Source organism: Streptomyces sp. NPDC020489 (genome assembly GCF_044386545.1).
Classification (GTDB): Bacteria; Actinomycetota; Actinomycetes; order Streptomycetales; family Streptomycetaceae; genus Streptomyces.
On the sequence record NZ_JBIRUZ010000004.1, the window covers coordinates 297,715 to 319,860 of the forward strand.

The window sequence follows — 22,146 nt, forward strand, 5'->3', positions numbered from 1 at the left end:
CGGGGCGGCGGTCAGCGGCGGGTCCGGGCGCTGCCGGTCGGGGTGTAGGGACGGGCGCTGGTGCGCGGCCGGGTACTTCGGGCGCTGTTGCGGGCCCAGGTAGCGGCGCGGGCGGCCGTGATCCGGGCCTGCTGCCACGCACTGAGCTGGGAGGGCTTGACGGAGACCGACCAGGTACGGATCTGCGCGCTGTGCGGAACGCGTTCGCGCAGGCGCATGACGGGGTCGGGGCCGGCGAGTTCGGTGGTGAAGGCTTGCACCAGGTGCATCGGCGTGTTCGGCGTGAAGTTGGCCGTCCAGCCGTTGCCCTGCTTGTCCTGTGCTCCGGTCCACCACATCGCCGAGCCGTCGGCACCCTGGTGGTACTGCATCCACGCGGTGCCGTCGGGGCTGGTCGCCATGTAGTGCTCGCCCTCGAAACGCGTGTGCCAGTTCTGCTCCTGCAACGGCGCCCAGACGTTGGGGGCGTGGGCCTCGCGGGGACGGGTGAGGGCGTCGGTCAGGCCGGCGACGATCTCCACCGGGGTCTGCCGACCCAGGTGCGCCGACCACTCGCCGTTGGGGCCCTTCGCTTTGCCGTGGATGGTCCACCCGCCGGGGAGGACGTAGGGGTCGTAGGCAACACGGACGGTGCGGTCCGGGCTCTCCATGAACAAAGGGCCGCCCGACTTGGACTTGTCACGCCAGCCCGAGGCGCGCAGGAACTCCGAGACGTGCCGGACGTCGCCGCCGCCGGCCAGGGCACGGGGCTGGACGAGGTAGTGCTGCTCGGCCTGCTCGCCCGGCCCCCAGCCCTGCCACTGCTTCTTCTTCATCGGCGCCGCCGGATGACGAGCGGTGCGGGGGCCGGGGGCTTCGCTGCAGTGGTGGCGGGCTGGGTGCCGACGTGCTTCAGGGTGTCTTGGTGTTCGTCCAGGTCGAGGGTGATGTCGTGCAGTTCGTTCGAGGCGCGGCCCAGCGCGAGCCACACCTCTGCGGGGAGTGCACCTCGCTCGGCCTGGTCCTTGGCGAACACGCTGCCGGTGGCGACGAGGTGGGTGACGCCGCCGAGGACTCCGGCGTCCGGGTCGAGGACGCGGGCGATGACCTGGGCGGCCTGGGGCGGGGGGAGCTGGGAGAGGTGATCGGCGAGCTGGCCGAGCTGGCGGGTGATCTCGTCGGCCAGTCTCACCGGGTAGGGGGCGGGGTGGGACATGCTCCTCCGGGTCGGTGGACGGTCAGTGGTGGTGGCGATGCCCGACGCGCTGCGTCTCGGCGAGGACGGCCTCCGGGCGGGCGCCGGCCAGCGGTGAGGCGCGGTCGGGGCCGGTCGGGATGCAAGCGCGCAGGTAACGGCGGAACAGGGCTGTCGCGAGTCGGGGTTTGAGCCGGTTGCTGATCGGTGGGGGTGTGCGGGCTGCTACGGGTTTCTCCGGGGATCGAGCGGTGCGGTGGGCGGCCCCGGCGTGGTGCCGGGACCGCCTTGGCGTCTTACGTGGTGCGACGGGTCGGCGCGGGGCGCGTGCGGGTGCCGACCGGGGCCGGCGGCATGGAAGCTGGGGTGGAGGTGGGTGCGGTCCGGCCTGCGGGGTGCTGCAGAGCCGTGCCGATGCCGAGCCCGTCAAGCTGCGGGCCGATCTCGCGCATGACGCGGGCCTGGGTCTGGGTGTCGTCGCCATTGAGGCGGTAGATGCCGCTCTGCGGGTCCCGGACGAAGCCGTTGGCCACGAGGACGGCGCTGGCGCGGTCGTCGACGGGTGCAGTGGCGACGCTGCCGTCTGGCTGCCAGGTCAGGACGAGCCGGTCCGGCTGGGAGGGCTGGATGCCGCCCAGGGAGTTGTGCCGGACCTGGGCGAGCGCGCTGTCGTAGCGGGCGAGCAGGTCGCCGGCGACCTGCGCGGCGCCCAGGAACGGGTCGTCCGCCAGGGCGATGCCGTTGGGCTCGGGGACGGCGCGGTACGCCTCGTCGGGCAGGGCGCGAGGGGCGACGGCGGCAATGAGGAAGCCGTCGCGCTCGTCATGCCTGTTAAGGACGACGAGTTGGGCGCCGTCCGGGCGGCTCAGGACGGCGGCCTGCTGGAGCGGGTGCTCGGCGAGGGAGGCGGCGACCAGGTCCAGATCCCAGATGCGGTCGGCGAGTTCGGCAAGATCGTCCTTGGCATCGGCCGGCAGGTGGGAGCTGGACCAGCTGTCGGGGAGTTCGCCGGCGAGGACGTCGGCGTACGAGGCAAGGCGCTCGGAGGTGTCGTGGTCGTGCATGGTGTCCTTGGGCGAGGTTGGGAGTCAGCGACGCAGTCCGGCGGCCACCGGGGGCGGCGGAGCCGGTAGCGTGCGCCGCGGGGGCGGGCAGGCGCACACGGCGGAGCGCTCGCGTTCGATGGCGGGGACCTCCCCGCCGCAGGTGCTGCGGCCGGGGTGGGGTGCGTGCCGGTCGGCGAGCGTGTTGCGGGTGTCGACGAGGTCGGTGCGGATGACGCGAAGGTGCTCGTCGGCGAGGTAGCGCAACCGCCGTGCGATGTAGGGGTCGGCCGCCTGGCCGAGCCCGTCGTGGAAGTCGGCGGTGGCGGTGAGGACTTCGTCCAGCGCGGCGAGGATGCCGTCGTGGGCGGCGGTCATCTCGATCAGTGCATCGGCCGCCTCTTCCGTGGTGGTGGCCTCGCGGATCCGGTCGGCGATATGGGCGACGGAAGAGCCCAGCGGCAGGTAACTGGCCGGACGAGAGCCGGTGTTGAAGTCCTCGTCGCAGTCGACGTGATACCCGGTGACCCGGAGGCGGGCGACGGCGTCGGTGGCGAGACGGGACTCGTCGTCCTCGGTGAGGCCCGTGGGGGCGCGGTGGTAGGTCTCGTGGACGCGGACGACAGCGATGAAACCCGCGCGCTGCAGGACGCTGTGCGCCTCGGAGTCACCGCCGCGGGCGAGGAGTTCGTCGGAGTGCGGATCGCGGCGGATGTCCAGGAAGCGGTCGGTACGGGGCAACGAGACGTTTCTCCTACGGCGATCGGTGGGCGGTGTGCCGGGCGGCGGGCGGCACGGTGGCAGCCCGGGGCTGGACCAGGTGGGCTGCGGTGGTGTCCAGGTCCTGCTGGATGGCGTGGAGACGCCGGGCGATCAGCTCCAAGCGGTGCGCCGTGTCGATGCCAGCGGCGCCGGGCTGGCGGGCGATTCGGTGCGCGGTGTGCTCGACCAGTCCGCGGACCGTGGCCAGCGGACCGATCTGCTCGTCGGCGAGCTGCGTGAGGACGCTCGCGAGCTGGGTCGATGCCGTGGGCGCCGGGCGGATGGCGGGCCGTGAGGGGCCGGTGCGGACGGGGATCAGGTGGAGGTCCTGCTTGATGCGGCGCGCCTCGTCCGAGAGGCGCCGCAGGATGTCGGCGGGCGGAGCGTGCCACGAGCCGTCGAGGTGGATCAGGTTGGCGATCACATCGATGCGTCCGGGCTGTGCCTGAACGGCAATCCACCGGCAGCCGTGCTCCTTGCCGGGAATCTCGATACCGGCGGCCCGCGCGAGCCGGTGGGCGACTTCGGCCCACTCGGGGCCGGTCAGCTCCCGGTCGTCCGGGTGAAACCGGACGTCGAGGTGGAGGATGGCCCGCCGGTCGTCGTCCGGGCTGGCGGCGAACGGATGCTCCAGATACGGGTCTTCGAGGTGCTCGGCCCACTGGACGGACGTCCAGATCTTCTGCTCGTCGTCCAGGGTGAAGTAATCCAGGCCCGGCCAGTGGGCGACGATCGTGTATTCCGTCAGGCCCTCGTGAGGCGAGACCGGCCGCCCCAGCGCCTCGGCGAGCGAGTCGTGCGGAGTGTGGGTCCGCTCGTGTAGGCGGGGAATCACCGGCCGCCCCGGATGTCGGCGATGTGCACGAGATGGTTGAGGGCGGTGGTGGTGTACCAGCCGCAGTCGATCAGCTCGTTGCGGTCGGCGTACCGCGGCAGGAGTGCGTCCTCCATGGCTCGCAGGTAGATCAGGCAGTCCGGGCAGTGGCGCGAGAGGTGTACGAGGTAGCGGGGGTGGCCGGTGACGTAGGACTGGGCGCCGCCGGTCGCATCACGCAGCCGCCATCCGTCCTCGTCGGTCGGGGTGTGCCAGGACGGGGCGACGACGCGCATCGCGTCTCCCCACAGTTCACCGCCGGCCACCCCCTTGAGGACGACGACGGTGTCACCGGCCTGGAAGTGCTGGTGCGTAATGTCCCGGTCGGGGGTGAGCGGGTCGGGCGTCGGCGCGAAGGCCGAGGTGGGCGGGGGCTGGGACACGCGGTTCCTTCCACGCAATCGGTGGCGGGGTGGGAGGAACAATGGTCCGGAGGAACGCCGGTTTGGCTAACCGGCGTTTCCCGGCTATGTTCCGCCGCGATCAGCGGAACGGGTTCTCCGTGCCGCGGTCCGCCTCGGTGGCTGCGTCGAGGAGTTCGAGCAGGTCAGTGCCCTCGGCGTCGCGCTGGTCGATCCACCACCCGGCGCGGGTGATGGTGCGAGCCTTCTCTTCCAGCTCCGCCCAGTCCGCCTCGTCCCAACTCCCCTCCATGACGAGCGCGGTGTGCGCGGCCGTCATCAGCTGGTGGCGGGAGCGCTCGCCCCAATCCAGGGCCTTCTCCGGGCCTTCCAATGGCGGCATGTCGAACTGCTTCGCCCACGCAACGGCCGCCTCCTGCTCGGCGGCGCGCTTGGCGGCGAGCCACTCCTCCTTTGACTCGGTATCGGCGTCGCGCGCCCCCTTCCAGCAGTCGGTGCAGTCCTTCGCCGCGAGCCAGCGGGCGAATCCGGCCCGCTTGTCGGCAGGGCGGTTGGACAGGTCATGAACCACCTGGTGGGAGCAGGCGTGCTCCACGGTCCACTGCGTACGGACGGCCATAAACGGATCTCCTCAAAGGGTTGGAAAGTAGGGGTGTTGCGCCCTGATCAGGGCGTCTTGTGCCGGCCTCGGAGCGGGCGGCGATGCCGGCCGCACTGCCGTTGTCCAGTGGGGCCGAGACGTCGGCGCGCGGCGAGAAGGACGGCCAGAGCGAAGGCCGCGCCAGCGGCGGGGAGCGCAGCGCTGGCGAGAGGCTGTTCGGCGAGGCGTCCGGCGAGGGCGGTGCCGGCGGACTGCCCGGCGCCGATCGCGAGGATCAGCCACGCGTACGCCTCGCTGGTGCGGCCGGCTGGAGTGAGGGCGTCGGTGGTGACATAGGCGCAGGCGACGACGATGGTCAGGAACGCACCGGGCACGGTGACCGCGGCGGTGGCCGCGTACGGGCCGGGAAGGGCAAAGGGCGGGAGCCACCCGGCCAGGAACGCGGCTGTGGCGATGATCAGTCGCCTGGTGGTGGTGCCCGACCAGGTGCGGCTTCCGTAGATGAGGCCGCCGAGGAAGCTGCCGGTGGAGAACGCAGCAGGGATGATGCCCGAGAGCATGTCCTGGTGGTGGTGCTCGGCCATGGCGATGGACCACACGTTCATGGCTCCGATCGCGAACCCGATGCCGGTGAGGGAGACGAACAGCAGCAACACGGCGGGAGTGGCCAACTGCTGTGTCTGGACAGCGTCCTGGCCCTCGAAGCGTTCGGGACGCCAGCGCCACGATGGCGGCGCGAGGGCGACCGCGGCGGTGCCGGCCAGGCCGAGGGCGGCGGTGACGGCGAGCGCGACGGCGGGGTTGTACGCGGAGGCGAGCGCGGCCACGAGTAGGGGGCCGACGATGTACAGCAGGCCCTGCGTGCCGGTGTCGAGGGCGAGCGCGGCGTGCCGCAACCGGGGCTCGGGCAGCACGCTCGGCCACAGCGCCCGCAGCCCGGCCTCCAGGGGCGGCGTGGTCAGACCGCCGGCGACGACGATGGCCGTGGCGAGGCCCGGTCCGCCGTACGGTCCGGCCAGGGGCAGGGCCACCAGGAGGGCCGAGTTGAGCAGGGCGGCCGGAAGGTGCACCGCGCTCTGGCCGTGGCGGTCCATGAGGCGTCCCTTGACCGGCTGGGCCAACGCGGACGACAGCCCGTACAGGGCGCTGAGCAGTCCGCCGAAGGCGATGCTGCTGCCGTTCGCGGTGGCCCACAGGAGGATGGCGACGGGTGCCATGCCGTAGGGGAGTCGGCCGGTGAGGGTGCCGCCGAGGAGGCGGGCGACGTACGGGCTGCCCAGCACCGCGCCGTAGGTGATGCGCGGTGCTGGGGCCGGGGGTGCGGTCAGGGACAACGGGGGGCTTTCTCGGTGCTTAGCGGTGGCGGGCTGGCGTGCTCGCGCGCGGCGGCGTGGGTGGTGCGGTGACCACTGCGGGGCGCGGGCGGGCGCGCAGCACGGGGGTGCGGTGTGGCGGCAGGACGGCGACGGTCGCGCCGAGGTCCTCGGCCGCTTCTTCGACTTCGCGGGTGAGGAACTCGATCTGCCGGCCGAGCGCCGAGAGGCGGGTGGCGACCTGGCGGCCCTGCACGGTCTCCAGTGCGCTGGCGAACTGACTGCTCGTTTCCAGGAGTTCCTGGAGACGGACCAGCGGCCCTGCGTCGTAACCGCGCTGAGTGGCGCTGAGGAGCGCGTTGGACGCGTCACCGGCGTGCTGGGCCTCGACGACGTCCCGGGTGAGTTCCTGCAGCGAGATCTCGGGGGCTGGCTCGGGCCGGTTGAACCCTGAGACGTCGGCGCGCAGCACGCCGGGCGGGACCGGGGCAGGCAGGACCTTCCCTGCCTCGTATTCGTGGGCGTAGTGCCCGATCACCTGCCAGCCCGGTGCGTCCGGGTCGCCTCGCAGCGCGACCAGCGTCGAGTCGTCGTCTTCGACCAGGTGGGCGAGGGTGATCGGCTGCCCGTCGGCGGCGTACCACGACTCGGTCAGCTCCAGCTCGCCTCGCCTCTGCGCAGCCTGAGCTAGCTCGGTCCACATCCGCTGTTCCTCTTCGGTCAGCGGAGCCTTGTGGTGCTGGCCATCGCTCTGGTCGGCGAGGTTGCTGGCGATGAAGCTGTGATCCGCCCATGCGGTGAGGTGCGGCCACAGGGCCGAGCGCTGCGCGCGCTCGGCTGCGGAGCCGGGGGCGGCCGGCCAGTCGAGGGCTCGGCGGATCTCGGTGGCGGAGGCGGCCAGGCCGTCCAGCACGGTCCGCCACCCGGCCAGGTGCCGGGCAGGCGGCAGCTCGTGGAGCGCACGGCGGGCGGCATCGAGCAGAGCGTCAGTGTGCGGGGCGAGGTGCGTGGTGTACGCCTCCACCGCCGCCTTGTCGCGCTGGGCTCGAGCCGCTGCCGCGGCGCTTGCGTGGACGGTGCGGCCGTAGCGGTCGCGTGTCATGTCGAGCGCGGTTTCGGTCTCGCGGTCGATGACCGCCATCCGCAGCCGGAAGTCACGTGCAGCGTTGGCGAGCTCGGGTGTCACCGGCCGGGGCCCGTCGGGGGCCGGGTTGCTAGCGGGTGTCATCGGGACCGTCCGCCGCCCGAGGCGGCCAGGTGGACGGTCGGTGCGTAGGTGGGCTTCGGCGGGATCGGCCGGGCGGCCGGCGCGGAGGTGGTGGGCGGTGTGGCGCGACGCTGAGTCGTTCGGCCGGCAGCGGCCTCGGCGAGACGGCTGCGGCGCTCCAGGAGTCCGTTCGCCCGGACCTGGCGTGGTGGGCTGGCGGAAACGGCCGGGTCGAGGCGAATGTCGGCCTGCACAGTGAAGCCCTGGCGACGAAGATCGTGGATGGCCTGACGGGTCCGGCGGGGACCGTCCCGCTCGGACTCGCTGAGCCGGTACAGCCCGGGTTGATCGGGGACGGGCTCGAACTGCTCGCGCTCCAGGTACCAGTGGGCGAGGTGCGTGGGCAGGGAGCAGGTGAAGGAGGCGACGAAGCCGTGTTCCTCGTGGTCGCCGAAGGCGAAGTGGGTGCCGGGTTGCAAGGGGGTGGCGTTCTCCTCACGTTGTCGGGGTGGGGCGGTCAGTGGTTGCGGTGCGCGGGACGGGCCGCGGCAAGGGGGCGGACCGGCGCGGAGACGGGGAGGGCCGGGCGGTGGTGAGGTGCAGTCACGCGGGCCTGGCGCAGGAAGATCTCACCGTCGGTGAGCCAGGTCTCGATGGCCGGCCACGCGCGGGCATTGCGCTCCTGCGACGGCACAGGACCGTTGTGGACCACCTCGTCGAGCAGGGCCTCGGCATCGGTCACGGCGTCGACCAGCTCGCCAAGAGCGGCAGCCCGATCACCGTGGCCGCGGTCGCCCGGCAGGCGGACGTCTCGCGTATCTTCCTCTACGAGCACACCGACGCCCGGAGCATCGTCGCCGCACGCTCCTGACGACGATCCGCCCTCGTGATCGGACTGGGAGGTCTGGACGAATCCCCAGAGGCCACCCGGTCCCTTCCCCTGAACGTGGGGCTGCGCCGTAGCGGGCAAGGGCGGCGACCAGCGAGGATTCCCGACATGACCACCGACCAGACTCTCCATCCCCTGCGCTCGACGCACTCCCTGCCCGTCGTGTTCGGCGCAGGGGCGGCCATCGGCGTGCTGGGAGGGATGATCGGACTGGGCGGCGCAGAGTTCCGACTGCCGCTGCTGATCAGCCTCTTCGGCTTCGCCGCGCTCTCTGCGGTCATCCTGAACAAGGCGATGAGCCTGGTCGTGGTCCTGACGGCGCTGCCCGCCCGCCTGACGGCCGTGTCCGCCTCCGAGGTGGCCGGACACTGGCCCATCGCGGTCAACCTGCTCGCCGGGAGCCTGCTGGGCGCCTGGGCCGGAGCATCCTGGGCGGTCCGCATGCGCTCCACCACCCTGTACAAGGTGCTGGCCGCCCTGATGGTGCTCATGGCCGCCGCCCTGCTGGTCACGCACATCTCCACCCTGGGGACGCTCGACCTGCCGCTGGAGGCACAGGTGCCGCTCGGGGTAGTGGCGGGCTTCGGCATCGGGGTGGTCGCGGCGATCATGGGCGTGGCCGGCGGCGAACTGCTGATCCCGACGATCGTGCTGCTGTTCGGGCAGGACATCAAGACCGCCGGAAGCCTCTCCCTGCTGGTCTCCCTGCCGACCATGCTGGTCGCCTTCGCCCGCTACAGCCGCGACGGCAGTTTCGCGGTGCTGGGCGCCAACCGCCGCTTCGCCCTGGTCATGGTTGCTGGCTCGATCGCCGGGGCCGTCCTGGGCGGCCTGCTGCTCGGCGTGTTCCCCGACACGGTGCTCATCCCCGCGCTGGCCGTGATCCTGCTCATCTCCGCCGTGAAGCTCGCCCGTCACGACTGAGGCTGCGGCCGGCCGCGCGAACTCGCCTGCCTCGCTCACGCGGCTGACGCGCATGTGCACGTCTCCTTTCGCAGCGACTCCAGGTGCTTGCCGTGGTTCCAGGCGAACCGGCGGGCCTGCAACTCCATGGCCGGATACTCGGGCTGGGCCGTCATCTGCTCCGCGTGCTTGCGGTAGTGGTAGACCACGGTCGGCAGCAGAGCACCGCGGGCAGCACCGGTGACGCCGACGAAATAGGCGTAGTCCTCCCCTTGGGGCAGGGCTGCATAGCCACCGCTCGCGCGGACAATCTCGGTGCGTGCCAGGAGCGTCGTCGGGCCGATGGGAATGGTCGAGTCAGGGGACGCCCAGTGGCGCCAGACATCACCAGGTGCATGGAATCCGGGCGGAGTTGAGCAGCGCCAGGTGGTGACCGAGCGGTCGGGGCGAAGGTCTGCAGACCAGCCTGCACACCAGCCCAAGTCGTGCTTCTGCGCGTAGTGGAGGCGCACGGACAACGACTGCGCGGGGAGTACATCGTCATCGTCCGACGTGGTGAGCCAGTCGGCGGTCACCTCGTTCACGGCGAAGTTGCGCGCGGCGCCGGCTCCCACCGGCCTCGGAAGCGCGATGAAGGCCGGAAAATTGCATCGACTGCATGGGAGGTATCGGACCACGTCACCCATCTGCGGTTCGCACGGGCATGGAGGCATAGCGGCTTCACCTTTCTGAGCTGGGCACTTGATCACCGTCATGCATCTGATGCAGGATTCAGGCACCAGGTGCAGGAGGTGTGGGATTGGTGCGACGGGGCTTCGAGGCGCCCGGGTCGGCGCGGTTGGAGCTGGTCTCTGGCGTGCTTCTGCTGCATCCGGAAGATGCCGTCCTGGATGGCATGCTCGACGGCTGGGAGAAGCAGCAGCTCGGCCGGCGGCTGGAGCCCGACACGATCCGCGACCGGCAGTCGGTGGTCCGGCGGTTCGTCGACTTCAGCGGGGAGTACCCGTGGAACTGGACTGCTGGTCATATGGACGATTGGTCGGCAACGCTGATCTCCGAGGGAGGTCGCGCCAAGTCGACCATTCGTGCCTACCAGGGGGCCCTGCGGCTGTTCTGTGACTTCATCACGTCACCCCACTACCGCTGGCCCGAAGTCTGCGAAGAGCGGTTCGGCACCCATCCCGTGCAGGTCTGCCATGAATGGAACACTACGGCTCACCTCGATGAGTACGAAGGCGACGCGGACCGCCGCCCCATGACTCGGGAAGAAATACAGGCGCTCTTCGACTACGCAGACGATCAAGTGGACAGAGCTGTCCGCCTGGGCAGGAAAGGCGCCCTGCCCGCCTATCGCGACGCCACCGTCTTCAAAACGATCTACGGATGGGGCCTGCGGGTCCGGGAGGCATCCCGCCTGGACGTCGCTGACTTCTACCGAAATGCCAAGGCGCCGGAGCTTGGGCGTCTGGCGCTCATGCACGTGCGCTACGGGAAGGGCACCAGAGGATCGGGGCCGCGACGGCGCATGGTGGCCAGTGTGATGCCCTGGGCCGTGGAGTCATTGGACGACTACCTGCAGAACATCCGCTCCCGCTTTCCGGATCGCACCGGCAGGCAAGCTGTCTGGCTCACGGAACGCGGCGGGCGACTGCAACCACGCGAGATTGAGGACCGCTTCGCCACCTACCGGGAGGCGCTCGGCTTCGACAAGAGCCTGGTCCCGCACTGCCTACGTCACTCCTACGTCACGCACCTGATCGAGGACGGTGCCGACCCGAAGTTCGTCCAGGACCAGGTCGGTCACCGTGTCGCGTCAACGACCGCGATCTACACAGGTGTCAGCACGGACTTCACCAACACCATGATGCGAAGAGCGCTGGACCGGGCCTTCCAGGCGGACGGACAGGAGAAGGTATGACATCGAAGCTGGACTACAACTGGCACCTGCGCGAGCTCATGGCCCTGCGCGGCATGTACTCGACGACCGACTTGCGACCGCTGCTCATCGAGCGGGATGTGAACCTGTCAGCCAGCCAGGTCTACCGGCTCGTCACCGAGAAGCCCGAACGACTGAGCATGAAGACACTGATGGCGCTGATCGACATCCTTTCGTGCCGCATGGATGAACTCATCGAACCCGTTGCAGCCGCCGCACCGGTACGCAGGGCAGCTGGTGCCTCGGACGCCGGGGCGGACCTGGACCGCGGCGTCGGGGAGTTTCGCCCGCGCCGTGCGCGCGTCACCCGTGATCCGAAGTGACGTCTGACTCGGCCGACATCCCGACGTTCGTTCTCCAGCCGATGGAGGCCATCGTCGAGGCCGTAACCGGAGCGGAGCCTGAGCTCCCTGTAACGACCATCGAGCAGGTCGCCGCTCAAGTGGCCCCGGCCCGTATGCAACTGCGCCGGCTGGCTCAGGCCCTGACCACGGATCCCGAGCTGCTGACCAGTGGCCGGGGCGAAGGCCCACGTCACGTGGAACTGCTGATCCGCGCGTTGCTTCCTCACGGAACACGACGCCTGGTGTTGCCTCGATGCGCCGGGTGCGGCCGGACGACGTCGCTGGAACACCGGGACGGGACACGCCGACTCTGTTCGCACTGCAAACGCAAGACGTCAGGAGGTGAGCCCCGCGAGCCGTGTGCGGTATGCGGAAAGTCCCTCAAGGTCTTCTGCCACGACCAGGACGGCTTCCCCAGATGCCAGAAGCACCCTCCTGCCGAGGACGGCACAGACGTCATCCTCAGGGTCCTGAAGCAGCTCGACACCGGTCTCGATGAACGGACCGCCACAGCGGCCATCAAGAAGTCGCTGCCCCACGCCCACCAGCGGCGGAAGGCTGCCTCGCAACTCCGCCACCGTCCCAGCTTGCTCACCGGCGAGGGTTCCCAAGGCTCCCCGGCAGTGATCTCGCTGATCAATGGCTTGCTCAGTGCAGGCGCTGCCCAGATTGCCCGCCCTCCGTGCGCCGTCTGCGGGCGGGTAAAGCCCCTGAAATGGCGCAGCAATGACGGTCGCTGCTGCCGAGGCTGTTATGAGGCCGGCCGCCACGAGCCGTGCAGCCACTGCGGCCAGAACAAGCACGTCGCCACACGCACCCACGAAGGCGGGCCTCTGTGTCTCCCGTGCATGCGCCGCGATCCCGCCAACATGAGGACCTGCTTCCTCTGCGGTCGCCTGTGGCCTTGGACCGTCAAAGACGCCGACGGCCGCGCCATCTGCGGATCATGCTGGCGCCCGCCGGTCACGACCTGCTCGGTCTGCAAACGGCAGAAGCCATGTTACTACTCCACGACCGAGGCTCCTCGCTGCGCAGCGTGCGGGGCACGTGGCGCACATGCACCGTGCTCACAGTGCAGCTTCGTCCGAGCCGTGTTCGTCCGTCTGGACAACGGCGACGGGCTGTGCGAATCCTGCGCCCGCCGCCGGGAACCGTGTGTTGACTGCGGGCGAACTATGCGGGTCTACGGCCGTAACGACGCAGGGCCCCTGTGCACATCCTGCTACCGCAAGCACCCCTCGTCGCGACGCCACTGCGTTCAATGCGGAACACACGAACGCCTGCACCACTTCGGGCTCTGCGCCGCCTGCGCGGCCCCACGGCAGCTGTGCGCCGCCCTGGCGAACCACAGCGGAGACTTGCGTCCGGAACTGGAGCCTGTCTACTCGGCGCTGGCCGACTACAAGGCATCGTCGCTGCTGCTCTGGCTCTCCCACCAGCAGCCGAAGCAGATCCTGCGCACCCTGGCGCAGGGAACGGGCCCGGTCACACACGCCACCTTGGACGAGATGCCGGCATCGAGTGCCGTGACCTACTTGCGAGCCGCTCTCGTGGCCACCGAAGTACTGCCCGCCCGAGACGAGCAACTCGCGTCGCTGGAACGCTGGCTGAGTGCGTTCCTCCAACGAGTGGAGGACTCGCAGGAGCGAGCGCTCATCAGCCGCTTCGCCACGTGGGTACACCTGAGGCGTCTACGGTCCCGAGCACGGCGTCGCCCCATCACGCACGGTCAGTGCCAGACCGTGCGGCACGACATCTATGCAGCAATTGCTCTGCAACGCTGGCTGCGTCAGCGCGCAAGCAGTCTGTCGACCTGTGATCAGGCCCAGATCGACGAATGGATGGCTCAGACGGGCCGCAAGCACATACAAGCCCGGAGCTTTTTGATGTGGTCCGCGGCGCGAGGCCACATGCCCACGGTGCACGTTCCCCCGCGCGGCACCTCACGCGGCGCTGAGCTACTCGCTGAAGAGGACGAGCGCTGGCAGATCAGCAGACGCCTTCTCCACGACGCAGATCTCGCCCTGCCCGACAGGGTGGCTGGCTGCCTCGTCGTGCTCTACGGCCAGCCGGTATCCCGCATGGGTCTGATGCAGTTTCGGGTGACAGGTGCGGTCACGCGGCTTGGAGGGCCGGTGTGGTCATGACGGTCTCGAACTCGATGGGGGTCAGCCGACCGAGCGAGGCCTGTCTGCGGCGCCGGTGGTAGGTCCGTTCGATCCAGGTCACGATCGCGATCCGCAGTTCTTCACGGGTGGCCCAGACACGGCGGTTGAGGACGTTCTTCTGCAGCAGGCTGAAGAAGGATTCCATGGCCGCGTTGTCGCCGGCGGCTCCGACCCGCCCTATCGAGCCGGCCATCCGGTGGCGGTCGAGGGCCCGGACGAACTTCCGTGAGCGGAACTGGGCTAGTTCAATTGGTCGTTGCAACACCGGGCTGTTGCAGCAAGCGTAGCTGCTCTTCGAAGACCTCGGCGGGTGTCCGCCAGCCGAGGATCTTGCGGGGCCTGTTGTTGATCGCCATGGCGACGGCTTCGAGGTCCGTGGACGACCACCGGGAGAGATCAGTGCCCTTCGGGAAGTACTGACGCAACAGCCCGTTGGTGTTCTCGTTCGTCGGTCGTTGCCAGGGCGAGTGGGGATCGGCGAAGAACACCTTCGTCCCGGTATCGAGGGCGAACTGGGCGTGGCCGGAGAGTTCCTTCCCGCGGTCCCAGGTGAGGGTTTTGCGTAGCTGCTCGGGCAGCTGCGTCATCGAGGCGGTGAGCGCTGTGTTCATCGCGATCGCGCCATAGCCTCCGAGCGAGGTGCCGTTCTTCACGGGCGGATTCTCGCCCCAGCCCTCGAGCCGGGGCAGGTGCACCAGGAGCGTGGAGCGGCTGCTGCGCTCGACGAGCGTGCCGATCGCGGATCGGCCCGTTCCAATGATCAAATCTCCTTCCCAGTGTCCGGGGACCGCGCGGTCTGCGGCCTCGGCGGGGCGTTCACTGAGGATGACGTCCGCGGTGACATGCCCCTGCGGTTTGTTCTGTGACCGTGCACGGGGAGTCCGCAGCGCTCGGCCGGTGCGCAGGCACGTGACCAGTTCCCGCTTGAGCGCGCCACGGCCCTCGATGAACAGCGCCTGGTAGATCGCTTCGTGGCTGATGCGCATGGACTCATCATCGGGGAAGTCGGCATGGAGACGGTGTGAGATCTGCTCCGGGCTCCATGCCGTCGCCCATCGTCTGTCCTGCCGATGCGGCTTGTTCAGCCCCTTCCACGCGGGCGTCTTGGGACCGGGGACGATCGTGTTGTCGGGGCGGCGGACGCTGCCGGCGAGCCGGTCCTGTACGTACTCACGCAACCTGTCGTTGCCTGTGAGCTTCGCGGTCTTCGGGCGCTTGGCGGCCTGCTGTGCTTTCCACTGGGCGACCGTCGCGCGGTACTCCTGCTTGCCGCTGCGCGTGGCGGCGTTGCGGCGCAGTTCGCGAGAGATCGTTCCGGGGTCACGCCCCAGGGCGCGGGCGATCTCGCGCACGCCCTTGTTCATCGCCCTGAGGATCGCGATCTCCTCGCGCTCCTCGAACGCGAGGTACCGGCCCGTGGGCTCGGCCAATGAGATCGGAGGCATGCCGCCAGCGTGACGAAACCACCTCGCACCCACCGGCCACGACACGCCGACCGCCAACGACGCCTCCACCGTCGTGACCCCCGTGGCGATTAGCCGCCAGAACTGGCGCTGCACGACTCGAGACGGATCAGGCCGCCCCGGCGAACGCATCGCCGGCCGCAACGCACGATCAGCGCGCCACTGCCGACGCCGACCCTCCGGAACATCGCTGGTCTTCAAACTCCAGTCCGCCGTGGCCACGTCGCACACCTCCGAGATCAAAGTGTTGCGACGACCAGTTGAATTCACCCTGCGATCCGCGATCGCTGTGCAGAATGCAGCCGTCGACGTTTCCACGCCTGGCCACGGCGTTTTCCAGGGCGGTCACCGCCAGGCGGGACTTCATCCGCTCGTCGATGGAGTAGCCCACGATCCTGTTGCTGTAAACGTCCTTGATCGCGCAGAGGTAGAGCTTGCCTTGGCCCGTGGCGTGCTCGGTGATGTCGGCGAGCCACAGCCGGTTCACGCGAGTCGCGGTGAAGTCACGGCGGACGAGGTCGTCGTGCACCGGAGGGCCTGCCTTCTTGCCCCGGGAGCGTCTCTTGCCGAACACGCTCCACCAGCGGTTGTCCCGGCAGATCCGCCAGGCAGTCCGGTCCGCCATCACGGCCCCGGCGCCGCGCGCTTCGTCGGCCAGGAAGCGGTAGCCGAACTCCGGGTCGTCACGGTGCGCGTCGAACAGCGCGTTCGCGCGATACGCCTCCTGCAGCATGGCGTCGGTCACCGGTTGGTCCAGCCAGCGGTAGTAGGGCTGTCTGGCGAGCTTCAGCACCCGGCACGTCACCGTGACGGGCACCCCGTCCCCGGCCAGCTCCTTCACGAGCGGGTAGATCCTTTTCCCGGCAGATGGGCCTGCGACAGGTAGGCCGCGGCTCGCCGCAAAACCTCGTTCTCCTGCTCCAGCAGCTTGATCCGCCGACGCGCCTCCCGCAGTTCCGCGCTCTCCTGGCCGGTCGTTCCGGGCCTGGTCCCGTCGTCGATGTCCGCGCGGCGCATCCACTTCCACAACGTCATCGGATGAACTCCGAAGTCGGTGGCCACCTGCTCGACCGTCACACCCGGGTCCCGGTTCCTCGCGACCCTCACGACGTCCTGACGGAACTCTTCCGGATAAGGCTTGGGCACAGCGACATCCTTCCCACCCGCCCCACAGGGCAAGCCAGTTCAGATGTCACCCGATCGTGCGGCAGACCCCTGTACTGGGACAAAAAGCGCAAGGCTCGTGGCTCTTCCGGGGCGGCCGCGCCGGACAACCCATGACCGCAAGCCACCTGACAGTACGGCTGAACAGGGTCGGCATCCGCGCTCGTGCCAGCCGCAACACGGCCCTACTCGACCTCGCAGCTCAGATCCCGGCGTCGGTGCTGAGTGACGTACTGGGCATCTCTATCACCTGCGCCGTGGCCTGGTCCCACGACGCCGGCAACACAAGGCTCGGCTATGCGGCGGACGTAGCACGCAGGAAACGCTAACGATCACGCAATATCCTCCGGGTCTGTGGTTGCAGTACGGCTTGGACTCGCAGTCAGTCAAAGCGGCACCGGCCGTCGGAAAGGACTCCCACAGTTACGACCCGGACGCGGAGATCAACGGACGCAAGCGCCATCTCGTGGCCAGAGCCCAGCGGTGCTGATGGCCATGGTCACCTGGGCTGACCTGGTGACACGCCGCTTGATCCTTCCGGGCAAGAATCCACTGGCCTTGTCCACGAGAACGGCGGACAGCAGACGTTCACGAGATCGGGAGGCGTCTCGCCTGTGACGGAATCGAACTAGCAGGCGGTGGCCTGCCTGTCTTCCGTGGGGTGGAGCTGGCTTGTGCTGAGCTCTCCAGGTCTGGAGGCGGGGCCGGCCAGATACCTGGGCGGCCCCGCGGCGGCCCTACTCGTTGGGAGGTTGACCGTGCCTTCCGAGACAGGCAGGTGCGTGCTCGGAGACCTTTGCCGCCGTCAGCGCGCCCCACGGCAGGTCGCGCCGCTCAGCGCCGCTGACAGTGTTCCGTGCACTACTTAGGAGTGCCGTTGCTGAGGAGCCCTTTTACGATCCCGATGATCCCGTTGATGTTGAGAGTGTCGGCAGCGGACGAGGTCATCCTGCATCGAGGTCCAGGATGTCCGCGAACGTCTTGGTAATGCCGTACTGCCGCAGAATGCCTTCCGCGATCGAGACGAGATCGCTGAGCCCCGGGCTCACCGGGCCCTCGGCGGCGATCTTGTGAGTCGGCAGGGGGGCGGTTTCGGCGGCCTCGGCGGGAGTCGCCAGGAACAGGGGCATAGTCGTGAGGGCGAGGGCGCCCAGTACGGTGCGTGTCTTCATGCCGTGATCAACGGCCCAGCGGATCATGAGACACGCCTTCCGGAAGTTCCTGGCGCCCGCGCCTCGCCCTCCACCAGGCTGGTCCCCGCATGGAGCAAAGAGGCTGCGGCCGCCATACGCCAGCTGATGGCCGAAGGGCTGCTTGTGGGGCGCGGGCAGTACCTCAACCCCTACAGCCCGGAGCAGCATCGCCGGTGCGTGAAGCAGCTGCGCGAACGCGCCAGCGACCTGCGCCGCGACGTCCTCGAACTGATGAGGACAGCGGGGGAGATTGAGCAGGAGCTGCCCCACCGGTGGCGACGCGCAGGCGTCGTAGCAGCCAGCCGACTCGGGCCCGCGACCCGTGTCACGTCACCTCGAACCTGTGACAGCGTGTTTGTAATCCTCGATCGCCTACCTCTCACTCGTATGAGGGGGAAACGGCCGCCTCTTCTCCACAGACGTTCTAGGAATCCCCATGATCGGTGCGTCGTCTTGCACTCACTTGCCTGGAGGCACTGTGCGCATCCGTATTGCGGCTGTCCTTGTCACTTCCGCTTCCATCACCGCGCTCTCCCTCGCGGCGGGCGCGCCCGCTCTAGCTGCCGACCCTCCGGTAGTGGTCGCAGGCCCTGTCTCCTCAAACGGTGGAATCTCTCGCGCCACCTGCCCAGCGGGCACGACGCTCGTCGGCGGCGGTTACGACGCCCGCCACGACATCAACGGCGTCAACAACGTGATCGACGGCCTGGATCTTTTCGCCCCTGACTGGCAAAACGCAAACAGTTGGGTGGCAGCGATGCACACTGGGCAGGTCCGGGCCGTCGCCATGTGCGCCAAAGGCAGCGGACCGGCGCCCCGTGTCGTGGTTGGCCCCGCCGTCAAGGCCGACTACTCCAAGGCCACCTGTCCTGCAGGCACGCAGTTGCTCGCCGGTGGCTACACCTCCACCCCGGCCACGAACGGGCTGGGCCAGTACGTCGACGACGTCGACACCAACTCACCCAACACCGACAACAGCTGGCTGGCCAAGATGGCCATCGGAACTGCGCAAGCATTGGCCTTGTGCGGCTCCTGAACCGCCTGATTCCCGTTGTGATCGGACCAGGTATCTAGCCTGGGACCAGGTGAGCCTCGGACCAAGCTCACTGTGACTCTCCGGTGAACGCTGTTTCCCACGGCCTTCGTACTGGTCGAGTGCCTCTTTAGTCGGAGCAGAGGATCAGACGGAGGCCGTGTTCACCTCGCCGGTTTCCTTGAACGAGCGATTACGTGCGGGACGTCACTCAAGGGCCGGCCATAAAGAACAGGCTCAGGTGCACGCCACTACGGATCAGGGCTGAGGCTGGAGGTTGGTGACGACCCCGCCGCGGGACGTGCCAGGTGGCCTGGAGCTTCCCTGCCGTCTCATCCGGCCCTGTCGACACACCCTTGGCCCTTAGGTATTCCGCAAGTTTCAATAGCCGCACTTGCCAGTAACCTTCACACGGGCGTCCATGCGCAGGACTTCGGGCACGTCCTCCTCGGGCACGCCGTCGAGAGCCAGTACCCATTCCCAGCTCACGTCCTGATCGCACAGGCTCGCATAGAGCGTCAGCAGGTACGCGATTCGGTCCGGGCGCAGCCGCGTGGGCGTGACGACGGCGACTTCGGCATCAGGTGCGGAATGCACGGGTGATCTACCTTCCAGAGCCGCGACGGTTCGCGCGGCGTTAGGCAACTGGTCTTCCACAGCACCCGATTGAGTGGAACGGGGACCGATCAGGCGTGCCGTCACGTACATGTCCGCTACGTTCAATCCCAGGTCACTGGCCACGGAGCGCCTCCGTCGGCCGGAAAACGTCTTGGTACTGGTCCTCGCTCCAGCCTGCACACCAGCCGACCTGGGTCGATTCCAGGGTGTTCAGCCGGACGGACATGGCGTCGTCGGTGAACTCGTCATCGTCGTCCGCCCAGTTCGTATATCGGATTCGAACGTGCGCGCGGGCCAGATTCCGGGCGCAGGCGGCGCCGACCGGGCGGGGCAGAGCAAGCGTACGGACGCGGGGATCCTGTGCGAGCGGGGCAGGCAGACGATCGGGTGAGGCACCGTCGAGCGCGATTATGGCCTCCCAACCCACGGACTGCCGGGTGAGGCTGGCGTGCATGGCGGTCAGGTAGTCGAGCCGGTCTTCGCGCAGACGGCTGGCGATGACCACGGTGATCAGGGGGGTGGTGTGCGGGGGCAGCGAAGGCTCCAGGAAGACGAGGGAAACTAGCGGCGCGTGGCGGGGCGCGGAGCGCCGGCCTTCGCCGGGGATGCGGCGGGAGCGCTCTGGGGCGGCGTGCTGCGCGATGTCCGGATGGCCGGCGCGGGGTCGAGGGAGGACCAGGCTGCCGGGTGGTCGCTGAAGGCGGTGCGCGGGTCGGTGGCCCAGTCCACGACTGGTCCGATGTCCTCGTGGAGGAGGCTGATCACCTCGATTCCCTGCTGGTGCAGGACGTATCCCCACTGCATGTCCTGCGCGTCGGCGGTCTCGTCGGTGACCGTCATACGTACCGGCGGGGAGCCGTCGGGGGTGACCAGGTGGTCGAGCGTGCGGCTGGGCCACTGCTCGCCGCCGGTCAGCGCTGCGACGAGCGCAGGCGGGGCGCCGTCGAGAAGACCGGTGCCCAGCTCGTCCCAGCCAACGGCGATGTCGTCGATGAGGTGACGGGACATGGCCTCCACGTCGCGCCCGAACTTGTACTGGTAGGCGGCCAGGAGCAGGGGCAGGTGGTGGCTGGGCACGCCGTCGAGCTGGACGTGGATGCCGCTGTACCCCGTGCCGTCGGCGGGGCGGGCGATGAAGGAACGTGTGGACAGGGACTTCTCCGCATCGGGTAAGGGGCTGGGGCGTTCGGCGGCCATCAAGGTGGCGCGTGGGAGGGGAACGCGTTTACGCGCGGTCCGACCAGGAGGCGACCGGGGGGCCGGAGGCGTCGGTACGGGCGCAGGTGTAGCCGATCAGGCGCGACGGCGCGGCCTTCGTGGGGACGGTGGCGGCGTCGTTGCACACGAACGTGTATGTGATGGAGGTGCGGGGCACGTCGTGGAGCCAGGCCCGGTCATCCTTGCCGGGGTTGATCTGCAGGCCGGAGTGCGCGACGGCGTCGGTCTGGGTGTGCGTGTGGGAGAAGAGGATCAACGCGCCGCCGTCGGTGGTCTTGAGAGCGTAGGCGTCTTTGTAGCTGTTGACGGCGCCGGCGAAGACGGTGGTGCCCTGGTTCCCGTAGCGGGTGCCGGTCTTGTCATGGACCTCGATCTGCTGCTTGCTCGCCTTGGTCGGCGCGAACACCTTCGTCCCGCTGTTCGCGCCCCCGGTGGCGAAGTTGTCGATCACGCCTGTGCGCAGCAGGTCGGCGCCGGCTGCCAGCTGCTTGTTGCCGTTCGCGGCGACGGCCGTCGCGTATCCGTCCCGGTCGAGGGCGATGCCCGGCAGTTTCTGGCCGTCGAGGTCGACGACGGACACCAGTTCCCAGCGCTTGTGCTGGGGCCGTTCGGCGAACAAGCCCAGACGCGAGGGGGATTTGCCCTTCTGGTCCGAGAGCGCGGCGGCGAACCAGCGGTCCTGCCCGGCGGCCAGGCGCGGGATGTACAGCTTGGCGTTCGCGGAGTCGTAGGACCACGGCTTGTACGGCTTGCGGTCGGCCGCGGGAAGTCCTTCGGTCTCGGTGTAGTCCGAGACGGACATCGAGTACAGCGGGCCGTCCTCGACCGTGTCGAGCAGGCGCCGGTTACGGTCGGCGTTGGCCTCGTTGTTGATCTTCGAGTAGTGGGTGATGACGTCGCGGGCCTGGGCAGCGCTGAGACCCGGGGCGGGCTTCGGGGCGGTGCTGGCGCGGGGCGTCTGCTGGGCGTGGGCGGTGTCGCCTTCGTCAGCGCAGCCGGTGAGGGCCAGGGCGAGGCAGGCAGTGCCGACGACCAGCGGCAGGGTAGGGCGAGCGATGCGGATGGAGGCTCCAAGAATCTGCGGAAGGGGGGATCAGCGCGTGCGGCTGGTTGTTGGTGCGGCCTTCGGTGACGCCGGCGGAAGGGCGGCGCTGGTGGTGGGCGCCGAGTGGCGCAGGTTCACGCCGATGCCCTTGGCCGTGAGCTGCTGGACCACGCCGTGGATGCGGAGGGCGCGACCGCTGTCCCCGTACGCGGTGGGCAGGAGGAACGCTGCTTGGTGCGGGTGGTACTGGAATCCGTGGGCATACAGCGTCCTGCGGGCATCGACCGGCACGCTCTCGTACGGCGCGCCGAGGGCTCCGTCGCTGTACAGGGTCAGGGTGAGGACATGGTCGACCTGCGGCGGGCCGGGCCGGTGCGGGGGGTCGGGCTGGGCCGCCGCGTTGTCGAGGACCTCTTGCAGGGCCTGTTCGTAGTGGGGCAGCACCCGCCGGGCGACGTGTGCCGCGGCCCGTGCAGGGTCCTTGGGAACGGCGATGCCGTTGGGTTCCTCGACCGCGTCGAAGTGGTGGGGCTTGATGTGCGGGCCGTCGGGCGCGAGCGGGGCGACGACGAACTGGTGCGGGTAGAGGGGCCGGTCGGCCACGTACAACCGCTGGTCGGCCGGCCCGTGGAGCACGGCGTCGTGGGTGAGGACGTACTGGCTGACGATGTAGTCGACGTGGCCGGCGTCCCAGAGCTGCTCGGTGCGGGGGAACTGGTCCGCGTACTGCGCGTGGCGCTGGTACTCGCTGGCCCAGGTGCCGGGCAGACGGGCGGCCAGACCGGCAGCGAAGGCGGACAGGTCGGTACGGGGTGAGGTCATGTGTTCCTGGAAGG

26 protein-coding genes and 3 pseudogenes are annotated in these 22,146 nt (G+C 69.2%); 7 read left to right on the forward strand and 22 right to left on the reverse strand.

All coding sequences use genetic code 11. From position 1 onward, the window contains the following. Window positions 1–11 precede the first annotated feature (11 nt). The 11 genes from ACH41F_RS11785 to ACH41F_RS11835 form a co-directional block, all read right to left on the reverse strand. A complete protein-coding gene (locus tag ACH41F_RS11785; protein ID WP_398834612.1) occupies window positions 12–815 on the reverse strand; it encodes a DUF317 domain-containing protein in 804 nt (267 codons plus the stop codon). Beyond that, window positions 812–1,195: a hypothetical protein gene (locus tag ACH41F_RS11790; protein WP_398834616.1), complete on the reverse strand. Its 384-nt coding sequence runs from the start codon at window positions 1,193–1,195 to the stop codon at window positions 812–814. The genes ACH41F_RS11785 and ACH41F_RS11790 overlap by 4 nt, the downstream gene beginning before the upstream one ends. A gap of 275 nt (window positions 1,196–1,470) precedes the next feature. Then, window positions 1,471–2,238, reverse strand: coding sequence for a hypothetical protein (locus ACH41F_RS11795; protein WP_398834619.1), 768 nt, complete (start codon window positions 2,236–2,238; stop codon window positions 1,471–1,473). 24 nt (window positions 2,239–2,262) lie between these two features. Further along, a complete protein-coding gene (locus ACH41F_RS11800) occupies window positions 2,263–2,958 on the reverse strand; it encodes a hypothetical protein (protein WP_398834622.1) in 696 nt (231 codons plus the stop codon). Between the two features lie 13 nt (window positions 2,959–2,971). Continuing rightward, window positions 2,972–3,814, reverse strand: coding sequence for a relaxase/mobilization nuclease (locus tag ACH41F_RS11805; RefSeq protein WP_398834625.1), 843 nt, complete (start codon window positions 3,812–3,814; stop codon window positions 2,972–2,974). Beyond that, window positions 3,811–4,236, reverse strand: a complete 426-nt coding sequence (locus tag ACH41F_RS11810; protein WP_398834628.1) for a hypothetical protein — start codon at window positions 4,234–4,236, stop codon at window positions 3,811–3,813. Before ACH41F_RS11810 ends, ACH41F_RS11805 begins: the two co-directional genes overlap by 4 nt. Before the next feature lie 100 nt (window positions 4,237–4,336). Then, window positions 4,337–4,834 (reverse strand): hypothetical protein, encoded by a 498-nt coding sequence (locus ACH41F_RS11815; RefSeq protein WP_398834631.1) that lies wholly within the window; start codon window positions 4,832–4,834, stop codon window positions 4,337–4,339. A 47-nt stretch (window positions 4,835–4,881) separates the two neighbouring features. Then, entirely contained in the window at window positions 4,882–6,150 is a 1,269-nt protein-coding gene (locus ACH41F_RS11820) for an MFS transporter (RefSeq protein ID WP_398834634.1), read from the reverse strand. 19 nt (window positions 6,151–6,169) lie between these two features. Then, window positions 6,170–7,357: a hypothetical protein gene (locus ACH41F_RS11825; RefSeq protein WP_398834637.1), complete on the reverse strand. Its 1,188-nt coding sequence runs from the start codon at window positions 7,355–7,357 to the stop codon at window positions 6,170–6,172. Continuing rightward, entirely contained in the window at window positions 7,354–7,815 is a 462-nt protein-coding gene (locus tag ACH41F_RS11830; protein ID WP_398834640.1) for a hypothetical protein, read from the reverse strand. Before ACH41F_RS11830 ends, ACH41F_RS11825 begins: the two co-directional genes overlap by 4 nt. A 38-nt stretch (window positions 7,816–7,853) precedes the next feature. Next, on the reverse strand, window positions 7,854–8,030 hold the full coding sequence (locus ACH41F_RS11835; protein ID WP_398834642.1) for a hypothetical protein: 177 nt from the start codon (window positions 8,028–8,030) through the stop codon (window positions 7,854–7,856). A gap of 9 nt (window positions 8,031–8,039) precedes the next feature. On the opposite strand from ACH41F_RS11835, the gene ACH41F_RS11840 reads away from it, so the two are divergent. Both ACH41F_RS11840 and ACH41F_RS11845 read left to right on the forward strand, forming a co-directional pair. Next, window positions 8,040–8,207: a hypothetical protein gene (locus tag ACH41F_RS11840; RefSeq protein WP_398834645.1), complete on the forward strand. Its 168-nt coding sequence runs from the start codon at window positions 8,040–8,042 to the stop codon at window positions 8,205–8,207. Window positions 8,208–8,333: 126 nt separating this feature from the next. After that, window positions 8,334–9,149 carry a sulfite exporter TauE/SafE family protein gene (locus tag ACH41F_RS11845; RefSeq protein ID WP_398834647.1) on the forward strand — a complete coding sequence of 272 codons (816 nt, stop codon included), beginning with the start codon at window positions 8,334–8,336 and terminating at the stop codon, window positions 9,147–9,149. A gap of 35 nt (window positions 9,150–9,184) precedes the next feature. Here ACH41F_RS11845 and ACH41F_RS11850 read toward each other — a convergent pair whose 3' ends face one another. Further along, window positions 9,185–9,883, reverse strand: coding sequence for a glycosyltransferase (locus tag ACH41F_RS11850; protein ID WP_398834649.1), 699 nt, complete (start codon window positions 9,881–9,883; stop codon window positions 9,185–9,187). A gap of 101 nt (window positions 9,884–9,984) precedes the next feature. On the opposite strand from ACH41F_RS11850, the gene ACH41F_RS11855 reads away from it, so the two are divergent. The 3 genes from ACH41F_RS11855 to ACH41F_RS11865 all read left to right on the forward strand — a co-directional run bounded on the left by ACH41F_RS11855 (window position 9,985) and on the right by ACH41F_RS11865 (window position 13,555). Then, the gene (locus tag ACH41F_RS11855; protein WP_398834652.1) at window positions 9,985–11,046 is read left to right on the forward strand and encodes a tyrosine-type recombinase/integrase; all 1,062 of its coding nucleotides are present in this window, start codon (window positions 9,985–9,987) and stop codon (window positions 11,044–11,046) included. Then, window positions 11,043–11,387 carry a helix-turn-helix transcriptional regulator gene (locus ACH41F_RS11860; RefSeq protein ID WP_071265855.1) on the forward strand — a complete coding sequence of 115 codons (345 nt, stop codon included), beginning with the start codon at window positions 11,043–11,045 and terminating at the stop codon, window positions 11,385–11,387. Before ACH41F_RS11855 ends, ACH41F_RS11860 begins: the two co-directional genes overlap by 4 nt. Before the next feature lie 1,379 nt (window positions 11,388–12,766). After that, window positions 12,767–13,555, forward strand: coding sequence for a hypothetical protein (locus ACH41F_RS11865; protein ID WP_398834655.1), 789 nt, complete (start codon window positions 12,767–12,769; stop codon window positions 13,553–13,555). On the opposite strand, the pseudogene ACH41F_RS11870 reads toward ACH41F_RS11865, so the two are convergent. The 4 genes and pseudogenes from ACH41F_RS11870 to ACH41F_RS11885 form a co-directional block, all read right to left on the reverse strand. Then, window positions 13,524–13,817 (reverse strand): annotated as a pseudogene (locus ACH41F_RS11870) (integrase core domain-containing protein); the annotation flags it as partial. The gene ACH41F_RS11865 and the pseudogene ACH41F_RS11870 sit on opposite strands and share 32 nt — an antisense overlap. Before the next feature lie 4 nt (window positions 13,818–13,821). Next, complete coding sequence (locus ACH41F_RS11875; RefSeq protein ID WP_398835365.1) at window positions 13,822–15,021, reverse strand: IS30 family transposase; 1,200 nt, start codon at window positions 15,019–15,021, stop codon at window positions 13,822–13,824. 169 nt (window positions 15,022–15,190) lie between these two features. Then, window positions 15,191–15,880: a DDE-type integrase/transposase/recombinase gene (locus tag ACH41F_RS11880; protein WP_398834657.1), complete on the reverse strand. Its 690-nt coding sequence runs from the start codon at window positions 15,878–15,880 to the stop codon at window positions 15,191–15,193. After that, the gene (locus ACH41F_RS11885; RefSeq protein ID WP_398834660.1) at window positions 15,877–16,185 is read right to left on the reverse strand and encodes a transposase; all 309 of its coding nucleotides are present in this window, start codon (window positions 16,183–16,185) and stop codon (window positions 15,877–15,879) included. The genes ACH41F_RS11880 and ACH41F_RS11885 overlap by 4 nt, the downstream gene beginning before the upstream one ends. Window positions 16,186–16,573: 388 nt before the next feature. Here ACH41F_RS11885 and ACH41F_RS11890 point away from each other — a divergent pair. Then, window positions 16,574–16,672: pseudogene (locus tag ACH41F_RS11890) on the forward strand (IS5/IS1182 family transposase); the annotation flags it as partial. 475 nt (window positions 16,673–17,147) lie between these two features. Here the strand turns inward: ACH41F_RS11890 and ACH41F_RS11895 are convergent. After that, complete coding sequence (locus tag ACH41F_RS11895) at window positions 17,148–17,402, reverse strand: hypothetical protein (RefSeq protein WP_398834663.1); 255 nt, start codon at window positions 17,400–17,402, stop codon at window positions 17,148–17,150. A 472-nt stretch (window positions 17,403–17,874) separates the two neighbouring features. Here ACH41F_RS11895 and ACH41F_RS11900 point away from each other — a divergent pair, with 472 nt between their 5' ends. Next, window positions 17,875–18,432 carry a hypothetical protein gene (locus ACH41F_RS11900; RefSeq protein ID WP_398834664.1) on the forward strand — a complete coding sequence of 186 codons (558 nt, stop codon included), beginning with the start codon at window positions 17,875–17,877 and terminating at the stop codon, window positions 18,430–18,432. A gap of 378 nt (window positions 18,433–18,810) precedes the next feature. Here ACH41F_RS11900 and ACH41F_RS11905 read toward each other — a convergent pair whose 3' ends face one another. The 5 genes and pseudogenes from ACH41F_RS11905 to ACH41F_RS11925 form a co-directional block, all read right to left on the reverse strand. After that, window positions 18,811–19,170 (reverse strand): hypothetical protein, encoded by a 360-nt coding sequence (locus ACH41F_RS11905; protein ID WP_398834666.1) that lies wholly within the window; start codon window positions 19,168–19,170, stop codon window positions 18,811–18,813. Between the two features lie 25 nt (window positions 19,171–19,195). Then, window positions 19,196–19,561, reverse strand: a pseudogene (locus tag ACH41F_RS11910) (glycosyltransferase family 2 protein); the annotation flags it as partial. Window positions 19,562–19,608: 47 nt separating this feature from the next. Continuing rightward, window positions 19,609–20,124 carry a hypothetical protein gene (locus ACH41F_RS11915; RefSeq protein ID WP_398835368.1) on the reverse strand — a complete coding sequence of 172 codons (516 nt, stop codon included), beginning with the start codon at window positions 20,122–20,124 and terminating at the stop codon, window positions 19,609–19,611. A gap of 148 nt (window positions 20,125–20,272) precedes the next feature. Next, the gene (locus ACH41F_RS11920; RefSeq protein WP_398834669.1) at window positions 20,273–21,067 is read right to left on the reverse strand and encodes a hypothetical protein; all 795 of its coding nucleotides are present in this window, start codon (window positions 21,065–21,067) and stop codon (window positions 20,273–20,275) included. 291 nt (window positions 21,068–21,358) lie between these two features. Then, window positions 21,359–22,132: a hypothetical protein gene (locus tag ACH41F_RS11925; RefSeq protein WP_398834671.1), complete on the reverse strand. Its 774-nt coding sequence runs from the start codon at window positions 22,130–22,132 to the stop codon at window positions 21,359–21,361. Window positions 22,133–22,146: the final 14 nt, after the last annotated feature.